This window comes from Lactobacillus sp. XV31L, from assembly GCF_059900865.1.
In genome coordinates this window covers 200,637-219,561 of the sequence record NZ_JBWXGC010000001.1, presented here as the reverse complement: position 1 = coordinate 219,561, position 18,925 = coordinate 200,637, and the positions used below count along the sequence as shown (strand labels likewise).

General features: G+C 40.3%; 16 protein-coding genes and 1 pseudogene. 14 read left to right on the top strand and 3 right to left on the bottom strand.

The annotated features are described in order from the left end of the window. Nucleotides 1-10: 10 nt before the first annotated feature. The 4 genes from dltC (at nt 11) to AC2JF7_RS00995 (ending at nt 3,482) form a co-directional block, all read left to right on the top strand. Complete coding sequence (gene dltC / locus AC2JF7_RS01010) at nt 11-250, top strand: D-alanine--poly(phosphoribitol) ligase subunit DltC (protein WP_500726188.1); 240 nt, start codon at nt 11-13, stop codon at nt 248-250. Continuing rightward, on the top strand, nt 243-1,550 hold the full coding sequence (gene dltD, locus AC2JF7_RS01005; protein WP_500726186.1) for a D-alanyl-lipoteichoic acid biosynthesis protein DltD: 1,308 nt from the start codon (nt 243-245) through the stop codon (nt 1,548-1,550). The genes dltC and dltD overlap by 8 nt, the downstream gene beginning before the upstream one ends. After that, the gene (locus AC2JF7_RS01000; protein ID WP_500726184.1) at nt 1,550-2,524 is read left to right on the top strand and encodes a serine hydrolase domain-containing protein; all 975 of its coding nucleotides are present in this window, start codon (nt 1,550-1,552) and stop codon (nt 2,522-2,524) included. Before dltD ends, AC2JF7_RS01000 begins: the two co-directional genes overlap by 1 nt. 253 nt (nt 2,525-2,777) lie before the next feature. After that, complete coding sequence (locus AC2JF7_RS00995; protein ID WP_500726182.1) at nt 2,778-3,482, top strand: DUF975 family protein; 705 nt, start codon at nt 2,778-2,780, stop codon at nt 3,480-3,482. 104 nt (nt 3,483-3,586) lie between these two features. Here the strand turns inward: AC2JF7_RS00995 and AC2JF7_RS00990 are convergent, their stop codons facing one another. Further along, nucleotides 3,587-3,820, bottom strand: a complete 234-nt coding sequence (locus AC2JF7_RS00990) for a hypothetical protein (RefSeq protein ID WP_500726180.1) — start codon at nt 3,818-3,820, stop codon at nt 3,587-3,589. A gap of 142 nt (nt 3,821-3,962) precedes the next feature. On the opposite strand from AC2JF7_RS00990, the gene AC2JF7_RS00985 reads away from it, so the two are divergent. From AC2JF7_RS00985 to AC2JF7_RS00965, 5 genes are all read left to right on the top strand, one after another. Further along, nucleotides 3,963-5,255, top strand: a complete 1,293-nt coding sequence (locus AC2JF7_RS00985; RefSeq protein WP_500726388.1) for a PTS sugar transporter subunit IIC — start codon at nt 3,963-3,965, stop codon at nt 5,253-5,255. Next, nucleotides 5,236-6,126 carry an alpha/beta hydrolase gene (locus AC2JF7_RS00980; protein WP_500726386.1) on the top strand — a complete coding sequence of 297 codons (891 nt, stop codon included), beginning with the start codon at nt 5,236-5,238 and terminating at the stop codon, nt 6,124-6,126. The genes AC2JF7_RS00985 and AC2JF7_RS00980 overlap by 20 nt, the downstream gene beginning before the upstream one ends. Continuing rightward, nucleotides 6,126-8,660 carry an AAA family ATPase gene (locus AC2JF7_RS00975; RefSeq protein WP_500726178.1) on the top strand — a complete coding sequence of 845 codons (2,535 nt, stop codon included), beginning with the start codon at nt 6,126-6,128 and terminating at the stop codon, nt 8,658-8,660. The genes AC2JF7_RS00980 and AC2JF7_RS00975 overlap by 1 nt, the downstream gene beginning before the upstream one ends. A gap of 215 nt (nt 8,661-8,875) precedes the next feature. Next, the gene (locus AC2JF7_RS00970; RefSeq protein WP_500726176.1) at nt 8,876-10,930 is read left to right on the top strand and encodes an ATP-dependent Clp protease ATP-binding subunit; all 2,055 of its coding nucleotides are present in this window, start codon (nt 8,876-8,878) and stop codon (nt 10,928-10,930) included. A 268-nt stretch (nt 10,931-11,198) separates the two neighbouring features. Beyond that, nucleotides 11,199-12,221, top strand: a complete 1,023-nt coding sequence (locus AC2JF7_RS00965; protein WP_500726174.1) for a branched-chain amino acid aminotransferase — start codon at nt 11,199-11,201, stop codon at nt 12,219-12,221. 85 nt (nt 12,222-12,306) lie between these two features. On the opposite strand, the gene AC2JF7_RS00960 is transcribed toward AC2JF7_RS00965, so the two are convergent. Further along, entirely contained in the window at nt 12,307-14,169 is a 1,863-nt protein-coding gene (locus AC2JF7_RS00960; protein ID WP_500726172.1) for a glucose PTS transporter subunit IIA, read from the bottom strand. Between the two features lie 18 nt (nt 14,170-14,187). After that, nucleotides 14,188-15,666 carry a glycoside hydrolase family 1 protein gene (locus tag AC2JF7_RS00955; RefSeq protein WP_500726170.1) on the bottom strand — a complete coding sequence of 493 codons (1,479 nt, stop codon included), beginning with the start codon at nt 15,664-15,666 and terminating at the stop codon, nt 14,188-14,190. Nucleotides 15,667-15,786: 120 nt separating this feature from the next. On the opposite strand from AC2JF7_RS00955, the gene AC2JF7_RS00950 reads away from it, so the two are divergent. From AC2JF7_RS00950 to AC2JF7_RS00930, 5 genes and pseudogenes are all read left to right on the top strand, one after another. Next, complete coding sequence (locus AC2JF7_RS00950) at nt 15,787-16,770, top strand: AraC family transcriptional regulator (protein WP_500726168.1); 984 nt, start codon at nt 15,787-15,789, stop codon at nt 16,768-16,770. A 265-nt stretch (nt 16,771-17,035) separates the two neighbouring features. After that, a complete protein-coding gene (locus tag AC2JF7_RS00945) occupies nt 17,036-17,527 on the top strand; it encodes a GNAT family N-acetyltransferase (RefSeq protein WP_500726167.1) in 492 nt (163 codons plus the stop codon). 16 nt (nt 17,528-17,543) lie between these two features. After that, nucleotides 17,544-17,936: a cytidine deaminase family protein gene (locus tag AC2JF7_RS00940; protein WP_500726384.1), complete on the top strand. Its 393-nt coding sequence runs from the start codon at nt 17,544-17,546 to the stop codon at nt 17,934-17,936. Then, on the top strand, nt 17,936-18,370 hold the full coding sequence (locus tag AC2JF7_RS00935) for an ASCH domain-containing protein (RefSeq protein WP_500726165.1): 435 nt from the start codon (nt 17,936-17,938) through the stop codon (nt 18,368-18,370). The genes AC2JF7_RS00940 and AC2JF7_RS00935 overlap by 1 nt, the downstream gene beginning before the upstream one ends. Nucleotides 18,371-18,751: 381 nt before the next feature. Next, nucleotides 18,752-18,823: pseudogene (locus tag AC2JF7_RS00930) on the top strand (ATP-binding cassette domain-containing protein); the annotation flags it as partial. Between the last annotated feature and the right edge of the window lie 102 nt (nt 18,824-18,925).

The following is an 18,925-nucleotide window of genomic DNA, read 5'->3' as shown; positions in this document are numbered from 1 at the left end:
AGGTTTCACGATGGATATTAAAAAAGAAGTTTTAGCTATTTTACAAGACTTAACTGGTGAAGATTTATCAGACAAGATGGATGAAGATATTTTTGCCAATGGTTTAATGGATTCAATGGCCAGCGTACAGATGCTGCTCAACTTGCAGGAAAAATTTGCAATTGATGTGCCGGTTTCTGAATTTGATCGTACTGAATGGGACACGCCAAACAAGATTGTGGCAAAGGTGGAAAATTTAGAAAATGAGTAATAAACGCCGGCTGTGGCAAATTTTTGGCCCGGTTCTATGCGCTATTATTTTGCTACTGGTTATTTTTCTTTTGCCTTGGGAACGGACTTTTTCTAAGGATGCGATATACCAAGCAGCCAATTCACAGACAACAACCATTTTTAAAGGTTCGCGCATGAAGCAGAATGCTTTTGATGATGGTTATGTGCCTTTCTACGGCTCAAGCGAGCTGTCTCGGATGGACCCGCTCCACCCAAGCGTATTGGCTAAGAAATACCACCGTAACTATCGACCGTTCTTGCTGGGCGGTCCTGGTAGCCAGTCTTTGGCGCATTTTTTAGGGATGCAGGGTACGGCCAAACAGTTAAAAAACAAGAAAGCGGTCGTGATTATCTCACCGCAATGGTTCACCAAATATGGCCAGAACCCAGATGCTTTTAGTTTGTATTATTCTCCCTTGCAAGCTTGCAACTTTTTGTTAGGAATCAAAAAGGACAATATTGCAAACCGTTACGCGGCTAAGCGCTTTTTGCAGATGCCAGAAGTAAAGGGCGTGATTAAGTATGGGATGAAGTCGATTGCGCGGGGCGAGCAATTGTCCAGTATGCAGCGCTTTCTCCTGGAAAACCAACGGCGCATGCTCAATAATGAAGACAAGTTCTTTAGTACATTTCAGCTGCGTGATCGAATCCAAAAGATTAATAACCAGGCTAAGCTTTTGCCCGATACATACTCGGTTGCGGGACTTAACCGGGTGGCAGACAAGCAAGCTGCTACCCACACTAATTCGAATGATTTTGGAATTAACAACCGCTTCTATCGGATGCGGCTAAATAAGAAAAATTTGGCCAAACTGAAGGGGAGTCAGCGTAAGTTTGACTATACTAAATCAGTGGAATATAGCGATTTTGAGTTGATGCTGCACCAGTTTGCTAAGCAGCATACCAATGTCTTATTTGTTATTCCGCCAATTAACCAAAAGTGGGCTAATTACACAGGCTTGTCGCAAACAATGTACCAAGAAGCTGTTTCCAAAATTAAGTATCAGTTAGCCAGTCAAGGCTTTGACAATATCAAGGACTTGTCCAAGCGTGGTGGTGAGAAGTACTTCATGGAAGACACGATTCATTTAGGCTGGCGCGGTTGGGTTGTCGTTGATGAAGCCGTTAAGCCATTTATGGCCCAGGCTAATGGCCCGTATAACTATAACTTGCACAAATACTTCTACTCTAAGAAGTGGCAGAATAAGCCCTACGAAGTTAGTATGACTGATCGGACACCGACTACCAGCAATCATAAAGAAGTTTTAAAAGAAAAATAGTGCGCCAGCAAATTGATGCCTTGAAGATCAAGGGTTCAGTTTTAGTCGTCAAGAACGGAAAAGTTCTGCTCGATTATGCTGAAAATAACACAACTGACACTAGTTATTTGATTAATTCTGTGCAAAAGTCTTTAACGGCGGCAATGGTGATGCGCCTCATCCAGTCTAACCAGCTGCACCTGCAAGACCATCTCAGTCGTTTTTATCCAGAAGTTCCTGGTGCCAAAAAAATTACAATCCAAAACTTGCTAACGATGACTGCTGGGCTTGATCTAATGCCTGGTACAAAGTTGGGGCGAAAACACTTTGTTTCCGACCAAGATAACATTCAAAGTGATGTAGCCAAGACGGTTTTTACTGCGCAACTATTGAATAAGTGGCATTACAGTTCACTAAATTACGTTTATTTGTGTGGGATCATTACGCAGATTACCGGCCAAAGTTATGAACAATTATTCCATGAAACGTATGTTGAGCCTTTAAGACTAAAACGTACCGAATTTTTATGGTCGCCAGCAAGCAAGATCTTGGCAAGTCAATTAGTGCCAGGAATGGTCTTTCATCAAGGCCGCTATAATGTGGTTAAACACAAGACGGCATTGCGTGATGCACGCAGTGAACTAGGTGCAGGATCAGTTGTGATGTCCAACCAGGACTTGGCCAAGGCAATACACTATCTGCTAGCTGGCAGGTTTTTGTCCAAGAAAAGTCGTAAACTTCTTTATCAGGCCGAGCAGCCATATTATTATGCTGGTGGTCTCTATAATGATAATCATCTTAAGGTCAAGACAGCAAATGGTGCTGGTGCAGGATACTACACCTTCATGCGCACTACCAACGATGCTAAAACCATGATTATTATACAGACTAACAAGACTAAGAATGGCCGCTTTACAAGGTTAAAGAAGCAAATAGACCGGATTATGGTGCGACTGCTTGGTTACCCAGAGGGTAGTGAAAATATAATTGGTTGAGCCTTGTCTTTTAGTTCATAGCATGCTAAAATTTTGATGTGCCGTCATAGGGAATGTATTCATTTTCTTCGGTAGCGAAAATGTAATTTTTCTATATGTGGTCAGTAATGACGGCACAAACACTGTGTGAGCTTAGTTCCGAAGTTGGTGGAACTAGGCTTTTTGTATGTGCTTGTATATTATTTGCAAGGTGGCAGGCAGTGGGCGTAAAATATAATTCAGAAATAAGTGAAGAGAGTAATGAAGGGTAATTATGAATAGAGCAAGATTAAAATTTGAAGCCAAAAAAAGTTTGCAGGGCAACTGGGGCTGGGCTGCTGTAGTTGCACTGGTGATGACAATTATCAATGCGCTTATTTTTGGTCCTAGAGTCAAAGAGATCATTGGTGGTTTTAAAAACATAGGCAAAGTGCATGTAAATAGCAGTTTTGTTGCTTCAATCGCTGATCCAGGCTTTTGGGGTGGACGACTAAGTGGTAACGCGGGCATGAGCTTTTTGAGTGGCTTCTTTATGCTGAGCATGGCTGTCACATTTTTGAATTTTGCCCGTGGACGCAAGTTGCCATTTTTTAAGGCAATCTTTTCTACTTTTACGGATGGCCGCTTTATTCCTGAGTTTTTGAACTACCTCTTCAGCTACCTTTTTGTTTGCTTGTGGAGCCTGTTATTAGTTATCCCGGGTTGGATTAAAGCATATTCTTATGCTTTAACGCCTTATATTGTAAATGACATGGTTGAAAGTGGTCAAAGCGTACATGCAACAACAGCCATAACTGCTAGTCGTCGCTTAATGGCTGGCCACAAGTGGGAGTTGTTTGTTCTTGACCTTAGTTTTCTTGGTTGGTTCATCTTGTCTATGTTAACATTGGGCATTGGTTTCATTTGGCTAATTCCTTATGAACAAACGACCAAGGCTACTTTTTACCGCGAATTGGCTGGCGATCAATTTAAACATTAGAGTAAATTGTTTGTTTTTGCCTTGATTGGCTAATTGATCAAAATAATAAAGAGAGCAGGAAATTCCTGCTCTCTTTTTTTGATAAGACTTTTATTTAACTACCTTTAATATTCGTGCAAATCCTCAACGCTGCTTTGGAACAATTTTCCCCTATATTTTGAAACGGTATCATCAGTTTCTTTGAGTGCATCCTTAACCTGGTTGGAATCTAACTGGTCAACGAGATAACGTTTAAGAGCCTGATTAATTAAGTCGTCTAAGCTAGTATCTGTTACTTCAAGGTATTTTGCGGTTAATTTTTCTACTTGTTCAGTTAATTCGATTTTTTCCCTGCTCATTTTTTACGTCTCCACAATCCCCTCTATTATACCATTTTCCTTTAAAGTTACGATTAAATAGGCTGGTTGCACTCATAGTGAATGGTCGACGATGTATAATTGCAATGATACCATATTCTAGTTAGCAATAGGGGGATAGATGATGACCGAATTAGCAGTTAGGGTGGTGCTTAGGGTTCGCCGGTCAACCTTTTTGCGGGCTGCGCAGCGGACTCTTGTTATGTTGATGCCAATTGCTGTAATTGGCTCATACTTTAAATTGCTGAGTGACCTATTTTTTTCTCCTTCTGGACTAATTTACAATATCTTGGGTCTTGATAAAATTATGTCTGACCAAATTTGGTATGGTGGCTCTTTTGTTTGCCGTGGAATGGTTGAAATCACTTTCGGTGTTTTTGGTCTTTATGCTAGCTATTTTATGGCACATTATACTGCGCGCATTTACCATAAGGATCCAACTATGGCAGGTTTATCTGCAGTTTTGATTATGCTTTTTTGCTCATATGCGTCAAGCTCGGGCAAAAACGATTCTTCTGTTAGTAGCCTGCTTCAACTTGATGCAATTTTTGCTGCACTAATTGTGGGTTTTGGCGTAGGACAGGTATTTCATTGGCTGGGCAAAAATTATTGTATTAATCAAGAAGAACATACGAAATGGATCCAGCGCCGGACTAGGGATGCTGTTCTGCCTGCAATTACTGCGCTGGCCATTGGCATAACTTTAGGAATAATTATCTATGAATTGCAGATCAAAATGTTGAATTCGGCCAGCTTTAAGGAGCTGGTTAACCGGATTCAAACTACCAATAACTTGGCTGAAGTGTTGCTGCTTTCAGTACTGGTGAACTGTTTAGCTTGGCTGGGCATTAGCTTTCCTTTAAATTCCCTTAGTGGACAAATTAATAACGCCTTTACTGCAGACAATCTTACTTATGCGCTGCAACATGGTGGTTCATGGCATGTGCCCTATAAGTATTTGGGTAGTTCGCTAATTAATAGTTACGGTGCAATGGGCGGGGCAAGTATTGGCTTAGCCCTGATTGTCATCATACTTTTACGCCGGAGCAACAAAGAAATTGCGTCTATTGCTCGTTTAAACTTATTGCCTACTGCCTTTGGTTCACCTTTAGGCTTTGCAGTGGGGCTGCCCCTTGTTTTGAATCCGGTATTTCTATTGCCCTATGTTTGTATTCCTTTAATTAATATGGCCATAGCTGCTTTTGCCATTAGTTTGCAGATTATTCCAGTTTGCGTGTACCCAATTTTAAAGGGTACACCAGGGTTGTTAATTCCATTTTTTGGCAGCAATGGCAGCTGGCAGGTCTTGCTCTTCACTATTGCACTCTTCTTGTTAGACCTGGTTCTCTTGTTGCCAATTATCAAGATTAATGAGAAGGTTGAAGCAGTATTGAACAATAGCCAAAGAGGTGATTAGCTTGAATAAAAATTCTAACTATAAGTGGCTTGTCTTGCTGGTTGCCTTAATGACTATCTTGGCCATTCCCAGCTTTTCCTGGATGAAAAAAGATAACAATGCCAGAGCAGAACGGAGTAAGTCGCTTCTTTCACCAGTGATTATGGTTCCAGGATCAAGCGCCACTACAGAACGATTCAACCAGTTGATTGATGAGCTTAACAAGACAACGCAAAATCGACATAGCGTTTTAAAAGTTACCGTTTCACGTGAAGCAAAACTGAGTTATAGTGGTTCGATTGGCAAGAATGATTTTGAGCCCCTGATTATTATTGGATTTGCTAACAATAAGGATGGCTATGCCAATATTAAAAAGCAGGCGGCTTGGCTGGACGTGGCATTTGCCTCATTGATGCAAAACTACAAGTTTAACAATTTTAAAGCCTTCGGTCATTCCAATGGCGGCCTTATTTGGACATATTGGCTTGAAAATTATTATGCTCAATACAAGCACGATACCAAGATTAAACAGCTGATGACTTTGGGAACGCCGTATAATTTTACGGAACAAAATATTAATAACCGAACTCAGATGCTGGAAGAATTCATTAAGAAGCGGACAAAATTGCCGCGAAATTTGAAAGTTTATTCGCTATCAGGTGGAAAAAATTATGAATCAGACGGAATTGTTCCCGAGACCAGTGTTGCTGCAGGCAAGTTCATTTTTCAAAACCAAGTTAAAGCCTATACAGCAATGACTGTGACTGGTAAGCAAGCTGATCATTCAAACTTGCCCCAAAACAAGCAGGTGATTCAAGCAATCAGGCAGTACTTGTTGAAGCGGCCGCATAAGGAGTTAAAGCCCCATAATAAAGGAAAGGACAATCATTGATGAAGTATGAAGAACAGCCAACCAAGATAGAAGTAATTGGAGGTCGAGTCAATAATTTAAAAAATATTAACGTTGACATTCCATTGCATCGGTTCGTAGCTATTTCAGGTTTAAGTGGTTCAGGCAAGTCTAGCCTGGCTATGGGTATCCTCTATTCTGAAGGAGCGCGCCGTTATTTAGACTCTCTTGCTGCATATACTAGAAGACGGATTAGCCGCCAGGTGGGCAAGGCACAAGTTGATGAGGTGCGGCATATTCCATCAGCACTTGCATTACGACAACGTCCCGCTGTCCCAGGGGTGCGGTCGACCGTAGGAACGGTTACCGAAGTTTTCAATATCTTGCGCTTGATTTTTTCTCGCCTAGGTTCACCCGTTTGTCCTAATGGTCATCGGGTACCACCAACCATTGATATTGCCCAGGCAATGGACTTAACCGGTGAAGAGATGGGTCAAATCACTTGCCCAACTTGTGGCATCCAATTTTATGCTTTCAGTGCAGAAGACTTTGCCTTCAATTCTGACGGTGCGTGTCAAAAATGTCAGGGCGTAGGAACCATCGAACAGATTGATGACCAAAAAATCATTGCAGATGAAAACAAGACGCTTGAAAAAGGCGCAGTTGCCACATGGCAAATACCAGGACGCAACTGGATGTGGCGCATAGCTCGTGAATTGGGTGTGCGTACAGATGTACCGTACAAGGACTTGACAACGGATGAGAAAGAAATTGTCTTGCATGGAAAAGAGCGTAAAGTGCCCATTGACTTACCAACTTCTACAGGTCGGGTATACCATCTAGATGCTCTGTATGAAAATGCCTATAATGCCGTAGCCAATTCTCGCAAGACTACTAAATCAGAGCGTGGACTTGAGCGTATTAACTCCTTTTATCATTTCAGTACTTGTCCACGTTGCCAAGGCTTTCGCATTGATCCCAGCCGCTGGCAGCAAGAAGTTGCTGGGAAAAATATTATCCAAGCAGAGCAGCTGACTCTGGGTGAACTGTCCAAGTACATGCAAGAAATCCGGACCTGGATGCCACAAAACATGGCAGACTTGGCACAAAATCTAACGGGAGAGTTGCTGCATCAAGTTAAGCCACTTTTAAAGTTAGGCTTAGACTACTTAAGCGTAGACCGGCAAGCTTCAACTCTGTCAACTGGGGAATTGCAGCGCATTCAACTAGGGCGAACATTGCGAACGGAAACAACGGGTGTTTTGTATGTGTTGGACGAACCGTCAGTTGGACTTCATCCTGATAACGTTGACGGACTAATTGATGTGTTTCATGAATTAGTCAACCAGGGTAATTCTTTAGTAGTGGTTGATCACGAAACTGCTATCATCAATGCCGCCGACTGGATTATTGAAATTGGACCAGGTTCTGGCAGTCAAGGCGGGCAAATTATTTCCCAGGGAATACCAGCTCAAGTTATTAAAAATAAGCATTCACTAATCGGCCCATACTTACAGGGCAATGCACCTTTGTATGTGCGCAAGCAAAAATCTAAAGACCAACTCTTTCAGCGAGGAGAAGTGGAGCTAACTGTCACTAAGCACTTTAACCTTAAAAATATCCATGCCCGCATTCCACTGGGCTGCTTAACTTCGGTTACAGGCTTTTCAGGAGCTGGTAAGACCAGCTTAATTCTTGATTCGCTATTGCCAGCTCTCAAAGCGCAAAAAGAAGGATATCCGGGTCCAAGCTGGGTAAAAGGATTAAATAATAGTGGGATTAAGAATGTGGTTAGCGTCGATTCTTCTCCTGTTGGCAAGAACCAGCGTTCAACTGTTGCGACCTACACCGACATTATGGACAACTTGCGCAAGCTATTTGCGCAGCAGCCCCTAGCAAAGAAATTAAAGTACCGACCAACGCACTTTTCATATAATAATAAGGAGGGAGCCTGTCCTGCTTGTGGCGGTAGTGGGGTAATTGCGCTTGATATCCAATACCTTCCCGATATGGTTGAAACATGTTCGGTCTGTGGTGGACGCCGCTATAATGAAGATGTATTGCGCGTTAAGTGGCATGGCTTAAGTATTGCAGACGTGCTGGACTATTCAGTTGATGAAGCTTTAACGCAGCATCTTTTTTCGGATCAGCCTAAAATCACCCAGACTGTCACGACTTTGCAGGATATGGGGCTAGGTTACTTACATTTAGGTGAGTCAACTCCAGCGCTGTCGGGTGGGGAGGCGCAAAGACTCAAGTTGACTAGCCATACCCATCGCCAGCAAAAAGGAAGTCTATTTGTTTTTGATGAACCAACGGTGGGACTTCACCCTCAGGATGTTCGTACGCTTTTACAAGTTTTACAGAAGCTGCTTGACCAGAAGGCGACAATTATCACGATCACGCATGATTTAGATATTATGGCCAACAGCGACTATATGATTGACCTGGGTCCCCGGGGAGGAGAACATGGTGGCCAAGTCGTTGCTGCTGGAAGTCCTGTGGATATTGTGGAAAAAGGTAGCGGACTGACTGCCAAATACTTGAGTGAACATGTTAAATCATTTCAAAAATAAAGAAGAAAAGTCTTGATTAAGGCATAGAGCCTGTAAAGCAAGGCTTTTTTAGTTGGTCAACAGAGACTATCGAGGTATCAAAAAATGTGGAAAAATCGAAGCAAAATTATTGCCCTCTGTGGATAACCTGCTATAATATTAAGTGTAAGCAATTAGCACTCAAAGCCATCGAGTGCTAATTGCAAATTAATAGCCTATAATAAGGGGTGTTGTATATGGCATATTTTGACAATGATTTTGATAATCTATTTAAGGAACTAAATGATACTTTCTTTAGTAATTCTAGTGAGCATGAGGGGGCGATCCCAATTCACTATGCAAGTAACATGAATCCTGCACCACAGTTTCGCCCAGGCGCTCAAGTACCAGAGCAAGCGCCAAAAGAAAAACCCATTGGCGTAGATTTAGTTGAGCAAGCCAAGAAGAACAAGTACGATCCGGTAATTGGGCGCGATGAACAAATTCAAGAAGTCATTGAGATTCTGAGCAGACGTAAAAAGAACAATCCGGTTCTAGTTGGTTCGGCAGGCGTTGGGAAGACGGCAATTGTTGAAGGCTTGGCCCAAAAAATAGCGCAAGGTGATGTGCCGGATAAAATGAAGGACAAGCACATCATTGCGGTTAACATTAATGATATGGTCGCTGGTTCTAGCTTACGGGGCAGCTTTGAAGAGCGCTTAAAGGGCGTGATTGACAAAGCCAAGAAGGATCCCAACATTATTTTGTTTATTGATGAACTCCACAACATAGTTGGTGCGGGCTCAACTGATTCTGAAAATAATAATGGCGATGCTGCCAATATTTTGAAACCAGCACTAGCTAATGGCAACTTAAACCTCATTGGTGCAACAACTACTGGTGAATACCGCAAAATCGAAAATGATTCAGCCTTAGCACGCCGGTTCCAGCCAGTGCAAGTTCCAGAGCCCTCTGCTGCGGTTACAGTTCAGATTCTAAAAGGCTTGAAGAATAAGTATGAAGACTACCACCATGTTAAATATAGTGACGACGCTTTACGCCTGGCGGTTGAATTGTCTCAGCGCTACATTCAAGGTCGCTATTTACCAGACAAGGCCATTGACTTGATGGATGAGGCTGGTGCCAAGAAGGGACTTGATACTGTACCAAGAGATGTGGTTAGTTTAAACAAGCGGATTAAGAAACTTGAAGAAGAGAAAAAGGATGCGGTTAAGCAGGAAGACTATAGCAAGGCCAACGAACTGAAAAAGCAAATTGAAAATCTGCAGGACAAGGTTGACCATGCTGATGATGCAGCAACTCCGCGAGTTACCGATCAAGACATCTATGCTTTGATTGAAGCCAAGACGAAGATTCCAATGAGTGAACTGCACGCAAGTGCTGGACAAAAGAATCAAGACTTAGCCGCTAAACTAAAGAAGGCGGTTATTGACCAGAATAACGCAGTTGATGTTATTACTGATGCAATTGCGCGCAAGCAAGTCTTCAAGGACAACGACCGGCCAACTGGGACCTTCTTGTTGACTGGTCCAACCGGTGTGGGTAAGACAGAACTTGCCAAGCAATTAGCGATTCAGCTATTTGGCGGTGAAAATCACTTGATCCGGCTTGATATGTCCGAATACCAAGACCAGATGGCAGTCAACAAGTTGATAGGTTCGGCTCCTGGCTATGTTGGATATGGTGAAGGTGGACAGTTAACTGAAAAGGTGCGCCACCAACCGTATAGCTTGATTTTATTTGACGAAATTGAGAAAGCCAACCCACAAGTTTTCAATGCCCTGCTTCAGATCATGGATGATGGTCGACTGACCGATGCACAAGGAAGGACCGTCTCATTCAAGGACACTATTTTAATCATGACCTCGAATGCAGGATATTCTGATAAGCTCCTCAAAGAGGGCATAGTGGACCATGATAAACTGGTCAATGCACTTGAAGCTTACTTTAGACCTGAATTTTTGAATCGGTTGGATGCAATTGTTCCATTTAATTCGCTGTCCAAGGCTGATATGGGTAAGATTATTGACCTATACTTGAAGAAGATGGAGCGCGTACTGGCCAAAAAAGAAGTTAAAGTCGAAGTATCACCAGAAGCTAAGGCTTACTTGGCTGACAAGGGGTATGACAAGGAGTTTGGTGCGCGGCCACTGCGCCGGGTAGTTGAACAAGACCTTGAGACGCCAATTGCCAAATTGTTGATGAAGAAGCCAGCTACTAAGTCAATTAAGTTCACGGCAGATGGCCAGCATGTATACTTAAACGGTACTGCCATCTTGGATATTAATTAAAAATCAAACCTGACAAACAATAATAGCTATAAATGAAAAGAGTCACTCCGCTGTGGAGTGGCTCTTTTGTGCTAGGAAAAAGCAGGTAGGGAGAGACTGTTCCACGTGAAAAAGGTGGTGATTTTTTGTTTCATGTGAAACTAACAGTCCTGACCAATTTTGCTGGTATAGCTGTTGACATATCTAATCATATAAGCTAAATTAGCTAGTATTAAATAAATATTAAAAGCATTCATAAAGAATTGCTGGAAATTAGAGGTTACCTGCAGTGAAACAAAAAGTAGAAGAACTTGATTGGTCTAACTTAGGCTTTGAATATCGCGACTTGCCCTATCGTTATGAAGCTAAATTTAAAGATGGTAAATGGCAGAAGGGCAAGTTGGTTGAGGACTCGACTATTACCTTGTCTGAGGGTGCTGAGGTGCTCCATTATGGGCAAGAAATTTTTGAGGGCCTTAAGGCTTACCGTCGTAAAGACGGCAAGATCAACCTTTTTCGCCCAGAGCAAAATGCACATCGCTTCACTTTGTCGGCTAGGCGCCTAGCAATGCCGCCGTTCCCAGAAGATTGTTTTGTAGATGCAGTGAAACAGGTTGTCATAGCCAACCAAGAGTTTGTGCTACCATATGAAAGTGGAGCAACGCTTTACCTGCGTCCTTTTATGGTAGGCGCATCGAACGTTCTAGGCGTTTCAGCTGCAGATGAATATATTTTCCGCATTTTTGCAGTTCCAGTTGGTGCCTATATCAAGGGTCTGAATCCTGCTGCCTATCTTGTTAGTGATTATGACCGGGCAGCGCATGCTGGTACTGGTCGGTCTAAGACATCAGGCAACTATGCCAGCAGCTTGCTGCCGTCAGTTGAGGCTCATAAGCAAGGCTTTGCCGATTGTCTTTATTTGGATCCGCGCCAGCACAAGTATATTGATGAATTTGGCGGAGCCAACTTATTCGGTATCACCCAAAAGGATCAATTTGTAACGCCTAAGTCTAAGTCGATTCTGGTATCAATTACCAAGCGTTCGCTCTTGGAACTGGCTGAGCGAATGGGCTTAAACCCAGTTGAACGACAGATCACCTTGGAAGAAGCCTTCACAATGAAAGAGGCAGGAGCAATGGGCACAGCAGCTGTGATTTCACCCGTTGGCTCAATCACGTATAAGGGTCAAAAGCACGTTATTTATAGTGAAAATAAGACTGGTCCGATTACGAGCCAGCTTTACCATGAATTAGTTGATATCCAATATGGTGATAAAAAAGGTCCAGAAGGCTGGGTCCAGACATTAGAATAAGAAAAGTTGAGATTGAGTCAATTTAAAATAACAAACAGTATCAGTTTTACATTTCAACGCTGGACTTTTGGAATGAAAATTCAAATTAATTTAATTGGGCAGACATTACTGCTTGCTTTTTATCAATAATGTCTTGAAAGTTTGTAAAAGTAATTTTTTTAATATGTTCTTTGGCATTCGTGATAACAAGAATTACTGTTGGATCTTTACCACTTTGTTCAATTAAAGGGATATCCATTAATGCAATATTTTGTCCTGCAATAATATTCTCTCCTTCGTGGACAAAAACTTTAAAAGGATTATTTTTTAATTCAATTGTATCGATACCTAAATGAAGTAAAATTTCTAGCCCATCATTTGTCCTGATGCCAATTCCATGATTTGTTTTAGCAACCATTGAGATTTTTCCCGAAATGGGAGCATAAATGTGACCGGATGCAGGTTTAATTGCAAATCCTTCGCCCATCATCTTTTTTGAAAAAATTGGATCATTTACTTGATCTAATGGAAGTATAGTTCCAAAGGCGGGGGTGTTGATTACAATAGTAGTTTCACTTTTAGTATTACTAGTTTTTTTAGCGTACTCGTTATTAACTTTTCCCCCTAAAACTAAGGCTACGAACGTACTAACCAAAAATGAAGATACTAAACAAACCATCATTAATAAGACGTTGGTAAAACCTTGGCCTGCTTTAACATAAACTGGTAAAGAGGTAATACCAGGCATTACAAAGGCATAGCATTTAATACCTAGTAAAACAGTTAACAAACCGCCAACACCTGAACCACACATTGCGGCGAACATAGAGCTTTTATGTATGACATTAACTGTATAAAGAGCTGGTTCAGATATGCCAATAAATGCTGAAAAACTAGTTGACAATCCAGCTGCACGGAGTTCTTTATTTTTCATGCGTAAGGATGTACCGAAAGCAGCTCCGGATTCTGCCATATTATGGACAAAGGAAACAGGCAATAAATAATCATAACCTAGAGTAGCAATATTCTGTATTTGAATAGGGGAAGTAGATTGGTGCATTCCTGTTAATACAATTAATGGCATGAAAAATCCTAATAGGAAACCCGCTAACAGGCCTGCTCTGTGGAACAGCCAAACAATGCCATTAGCTAAGTATAAGCCGCCATATGCTCCAAGTGGTGCTAAAACCCACATAGCAATCGGAATTGCAGTAATTAAAGTTATTGCTGGTACAACTACTAACTTCAAAACGTCTGGAACGTAATGGTCAACGAAATGATAAATAATAGCCGTTAATCCCACACCCAAAATAACCGGAAAAACAGATGTAGCATAATTAAATACAGGAATATTTAATCCAAATAAAGTTAATCCAGAGTGACCACTGGAAACTTTTTCTACAAAGCTAGGGTAAAGCAAGGCACCGGCCATACAGATCCCAAGAAATTCGTTTAATTTAAATTTACGGGCCGAGGAAATAGCAAGTAGGAATGGCAAAAAATAAAAAGGAACATCAGCAATTAAGTTAAATAATGCTATTGTTGAATTCTTTTCTAAGACAGGAGATAAAGCTAAGATTATTGCTAAGATTCCTTTTAACATGCCACCAGCAACGAGGGCAGGAAGAATGGGTTGAAAGACACCCGAGATTACGTCTATAATCATTTTTCTTGTAATTTTATGTTCGGCTTTTTTGGAAATTGATTCATTTTTGTCTTTAACTGTACCTAAAATTTCCTCAATTTCACTAAATACAGAATCTACATTAGGACCAATTACTACCTGGTATTGATTGCTTTTAATTGCTGTACCTAAAACCCCTGGTAGATTGTCTATTTCAGATAAACTTGTTTTGGAATCATCGTTGATCGTAAATCTTAATCTAGTTATACAATGCCAATAATTGTTAATATTACTGGTTCCTCCAAGAAGAGCAATTATATTTTGCGCTAATTCCTTCTTTTTCATAATTTAAACCTCCCAACATTAATTTTCAATTAGAGATTGTTCTAAATGTTGCTTAATTCTATTTTTATACCAATAGTAAGAATCTTTTTTATATCTTTTACCGGATCCATTTCCGCCATTGTCGAGGTCAACGTAAATAACGCCATAACGTTTATCCATTGTTAACGGTCCACAAGAGACAATATCAATGATTCCCCACATTGTGTAAGCAAGTAAATTAACGTCGTCTTTAATTGCTTCATCTAATTGATCTAAATGTGCTTTTAAGTAAGCGATACGATAATCATCATGTATTTGGTTATTAGAAGTTAGTGTGTCATATGCTCCAAGACCATTCTCAGCTACAATTACGGGTAAATGATATCGATCGTAGATTTGGTTAAGTGTAAATCGGAGACCTATTGGATCAATTTGCCAACCCCATTCGGATTCTTTTAAATATGGATTTTTCTTGGTCATTATTAAATTACCAGCTGTCTGTTCCCAATTAGCATCATTAGTTGATACTTGAGAGAAATAATAAGAAAAAGAAATAAAGCCAGCCGTCCCATCCTGCAATAGTTCTTTGTCACCGGGCTCGAAGTGAACATTGACGTTAATTTTGTCAAAATAGCGTTTCATATATTCGGGATAATAGCCACGAGCCAATACATCTAAATAGAACCAGTTTGAATATTGATCATCTTGAATAGCTTGTAGGTTGTCTTCTGGTTTAGAAGTTGCAGGATAAGTTGTAAAACGTGCAATCATTGCACCAACCAGCTTACCCGGAACTAGCTTTCTCCCAAGCTGGCCAGCTCTAGCACTACATAAAAATTGATGGTGCAAACATTGAAAAATTTCTTGATCCATATTTTTTTCATTTCCAGGAATCAAGCAAACTCCGTCCCAAGGAGAAAACTTTGCAGCATTGATTTCATTAAATGGTAGCCAAAAATCTACTAGGTCTCCTAAGCGCTTGTATAAACCTGTGACGTATTTCTCAAAAAAAGTAATAATTTTTCTGTTTTTCCAGCCACCATATTTTTTAACTAAATTTACTGGTATATCATAATGAATCATTGTGGCAAAAACTTTGATATCATATTTTTTACATTCAGAAAACATATTACGATAGTATTCAATGCCTGCCTCATTAGGCTTTTCGTCATCACCATTAGGAAAGATTCTTGACCAACTAATAGAGGTGCGAAAAATTTGAAGCCCCATTTCAGAAAATAGCTTGATATCTTCTTTGTAATTATGATAAAAGTCGATACCTCTTCTGAGAGGATAATATTGTGTATTAGAATCTTTCAGCGCCTTTTTGTACTCTTCTTTTGAAAAGGGATTATGTTGATGTTTGTATTCAATCTGATCAGGCGACCAAGAGGGATCTAAATAACGTAAGTCTTGTGTTGAAATTCCTTTGCCACCGTCATTAAAACCGCCATCAGCCTGTGAACAAGCAATAGCTCCACCTAATAAATAGCTTTTATCATAATCTTTTTTGCTCATTAAAGTGTCCTCCTTAATATAACTTTTAATAGCGCTTACAATGCTACAATAATAGTGAAATTATAATTTTTAAATATCATAACTATCTATAATGTTTATCATATTCGATAAGGAATTTACATGGATAATCTATTAAAGCAAAGAATTTTTAGCACTACTAATAGTGAAAAATGGCATTTAAAATACAAAAATCAATTGAGTCCGTTTTATGAGACGTTAAAAACAAAAAATTATTTGGGACAGCAGGTGTTTTTCTTTGATTTTGCAAAAACTTTAAAACAATACAATGTCGGAATGATCAGAGAGACTAGATTTACAACTATTCCACCACATCTACATAAAGATATGGAAATGAATTATATTTATTCTGGTAAATGCACTTTTTTAATTAATGGCAAGAAAGTGACGTTAAAAAAGGGCGATATTTGTATTTTAGATACTGGAGTAATAAATAGTGTTGAATATAAAGAAAAAGAAGATATTGTTTTTAATATTATATTCAGAAAAAAGTATTTTTCGTCAACTTTTCTTTCACAATTTGTTGGAACTGATACTTTAAGTAAGTTCCTACTTAATGCTATTGTTGGTAGGCAACACTCTGATAATTTTTTAGTCTTTCACACGAAAAATTCTGTAGAATTTAACCAAGTCTTCGACTTAATACTGAGAGAGTACTATTTCCCTGAGGCTAACAGTATTCATATAATTGAAAATTATTGTTCTATTTTATTTTTTCACCTTAGCCGACTAGCCACTAATAATAACCAAGATTTGATTGTTAAACAGACCGACAAAAATGTTTTATTAATTTTACAGGCTATTGAAAAGAAAGAAGGAAACTGTTCCTTAAATGATTTAGTCCGCGATTTGCATTTTTCATCAAGTACAATTTATAAACTGCTAAAGTCAAGGACTGGGAAATCATTTACACAGATAAAAATCGAAGAACAATTAAAAAAGGCAAAATTACTGTTAACAGAAACTTCTATGCCAATAATTGACGTCATGTTAAATGTGGGGATAAAGAACACTACTTTTTTCTATGATAAATTTAAAAAACAATTTGGTGAAACTCCCAAACAACTTAGGCGGAAAAACGTATAGTTACAAATATAAGGAAACAAAAACAATACCTATTTCATAATTAGGCATTGTTTTATTATTACCATATAACTTCAATCTTGTTTTTATGATAATATCTAAGCGTATCAGCAAGAGGCTTTTTATCAGTAATTTTGGAAAACTGGTCTCGATAGGCAGCGTTTCATTTGCAAACTATCCAGTACCAAGCTTAATAATTATGTCGATATATATTAAAATAATTAAATATATGTTATCTTAAAATTGATAAATCTAAGGAAAAACTATAATGAAACAAAATATCTTCAATACAATCGAGCAATTAACCCAGGAGAACGCAACCATTATTGCTCAAGAGTGGCACTATGACGGTGAGTATGCCTTCTATGATATGGAAAATGACCAAGAAAACTATGAGGAAATCATGTCGTCCAAGTTGCGGGGCGACCGCTACTTCCAGGTCCTGGATGAAGAGGGCAGGCTTACGGCCTTCTTCTGTCTGGAAGAGGCCGATAAGCCAGGTCAGGTCGAAGCAGGTCTGGGCATGGCACCAAGTTTAACCGGCCATGGCTTAGGTATTCAATTAATGCATTTAATTGAGAATTACGTGCAAGAAAAACAGAACTTCGAAACAATCGTTTTATCAGTAGCCAGCTTCAACAAGCGCGCCCTCAAGGTCTACCAGCGTGCAGGCTTTGCTATTACTGGCACGGAACAAGCACAGTCAAACGGCGGCAGCTATGAATTTATCCTCATGGCCAAACAATTTGCAAATAACTAATAAGGAGTAACTAATGATGGATCAAAAATGGCAAGAAATGTACCAGGCGGCTAAACGTGTGCAAGGCTTCCACGTACTGTCATCGCACATGGAGGTTGGCGGCGTTGCGGCAGCGGTTTTGAGTGCATCTGGTCAGATTTATACTGGTGTTTGCATCGATACGGCGTGCGGTTTGGGTGCTTGCGCCGAACGTAGCGCTTTGTTTAATATGATTACGCAGGGCGAAGCGCGAATCACCCGGGTGCTGGCATTGATGCCCAACGGCAAAACCGGTGCGCCATGCGGGGCCTGCCGTGAGTTTATCGTCGAGATGATGGAAAAAGATTACCGCAGCGTTGAAGTGATGCTGGATTACAAACAGGACAAGGTTGTGACGATGGGCGAATTAACGCCGGAATGGTGGCTATAATGAACCAAGAAGTTAAAGATTTTTGGCAAGCTTTTTGCAAGCGGCACAGTATGGCAGTTGACACGCCAGTTGACGCCTGGGCCTTTGGCGATGATCCAGACGGACTGGCCGATCTAGTAAAGCGTGGAATTAAAACGGCAACGACGTCGGCTTATGAGTTATACGACCACAACGATGAATTGCCGCAAGTGGGGGAGTGGGGCATTATTCTGACTAGCGCTGGGAGTCCAGTTTGTGTGGTACAGGAAAAGGTGGTAGAAATTGTGCCCTATAATTTGATTTCGGTTGAACATGCCTATCATGAAGGAGATCGCACTTATGAAAACTGGCGGGAAATCCATGACTGCTTTTTTAGGCAAGAATATGAAAGGGCGGGCAAAAAGTTTTACCCGCAAGCGCCGATGGTTTGCGAAGTATTTGAGAAGGTGGAATGATTCTTTTCAACCGGCAGATTAATAAAAAACTTGTCAAAATTAAAAAAAGATGATACATTAAGTCCAACTTAAGAAAACGAGGTAACTGCCCAAAATGAAGAACTAATTTCTGATTTTATTAATAAGCAAAAAGAATCAATAATCTGTGCACTCCTTATGCATGTTTTTGCCTATGATCAGAAATTAGTAATGAACTTTGTGCGGTAGTCTCTGTGTGACACTGGCTTTTTGTGCACTGCTAATCTGATTCTAGGCAATTGGATTATCAGTGCTTTTTCTTTATTCAAAAAGTGGGTGTGACATATGGAATATCTCAAAATAAATAACCTTAAACTAGAATATCAGGGTGAACAGCTCTTTTAAACGACGAGTTTAAACGTTCAAGAAAAACAGCATATCGGACTAATTGGCGATAATGGTGCGGGCAAAACCACTCTGCTCAAGGTGCTTAACGAAGAACCGGTAGTTTTTGACATCACAGGACAAGTCCAGCGCAATTGTCAAATTGTCCGGGTGCCCCAGATCCTGACTTATGATGAGGAAAGTGGTGGTGAA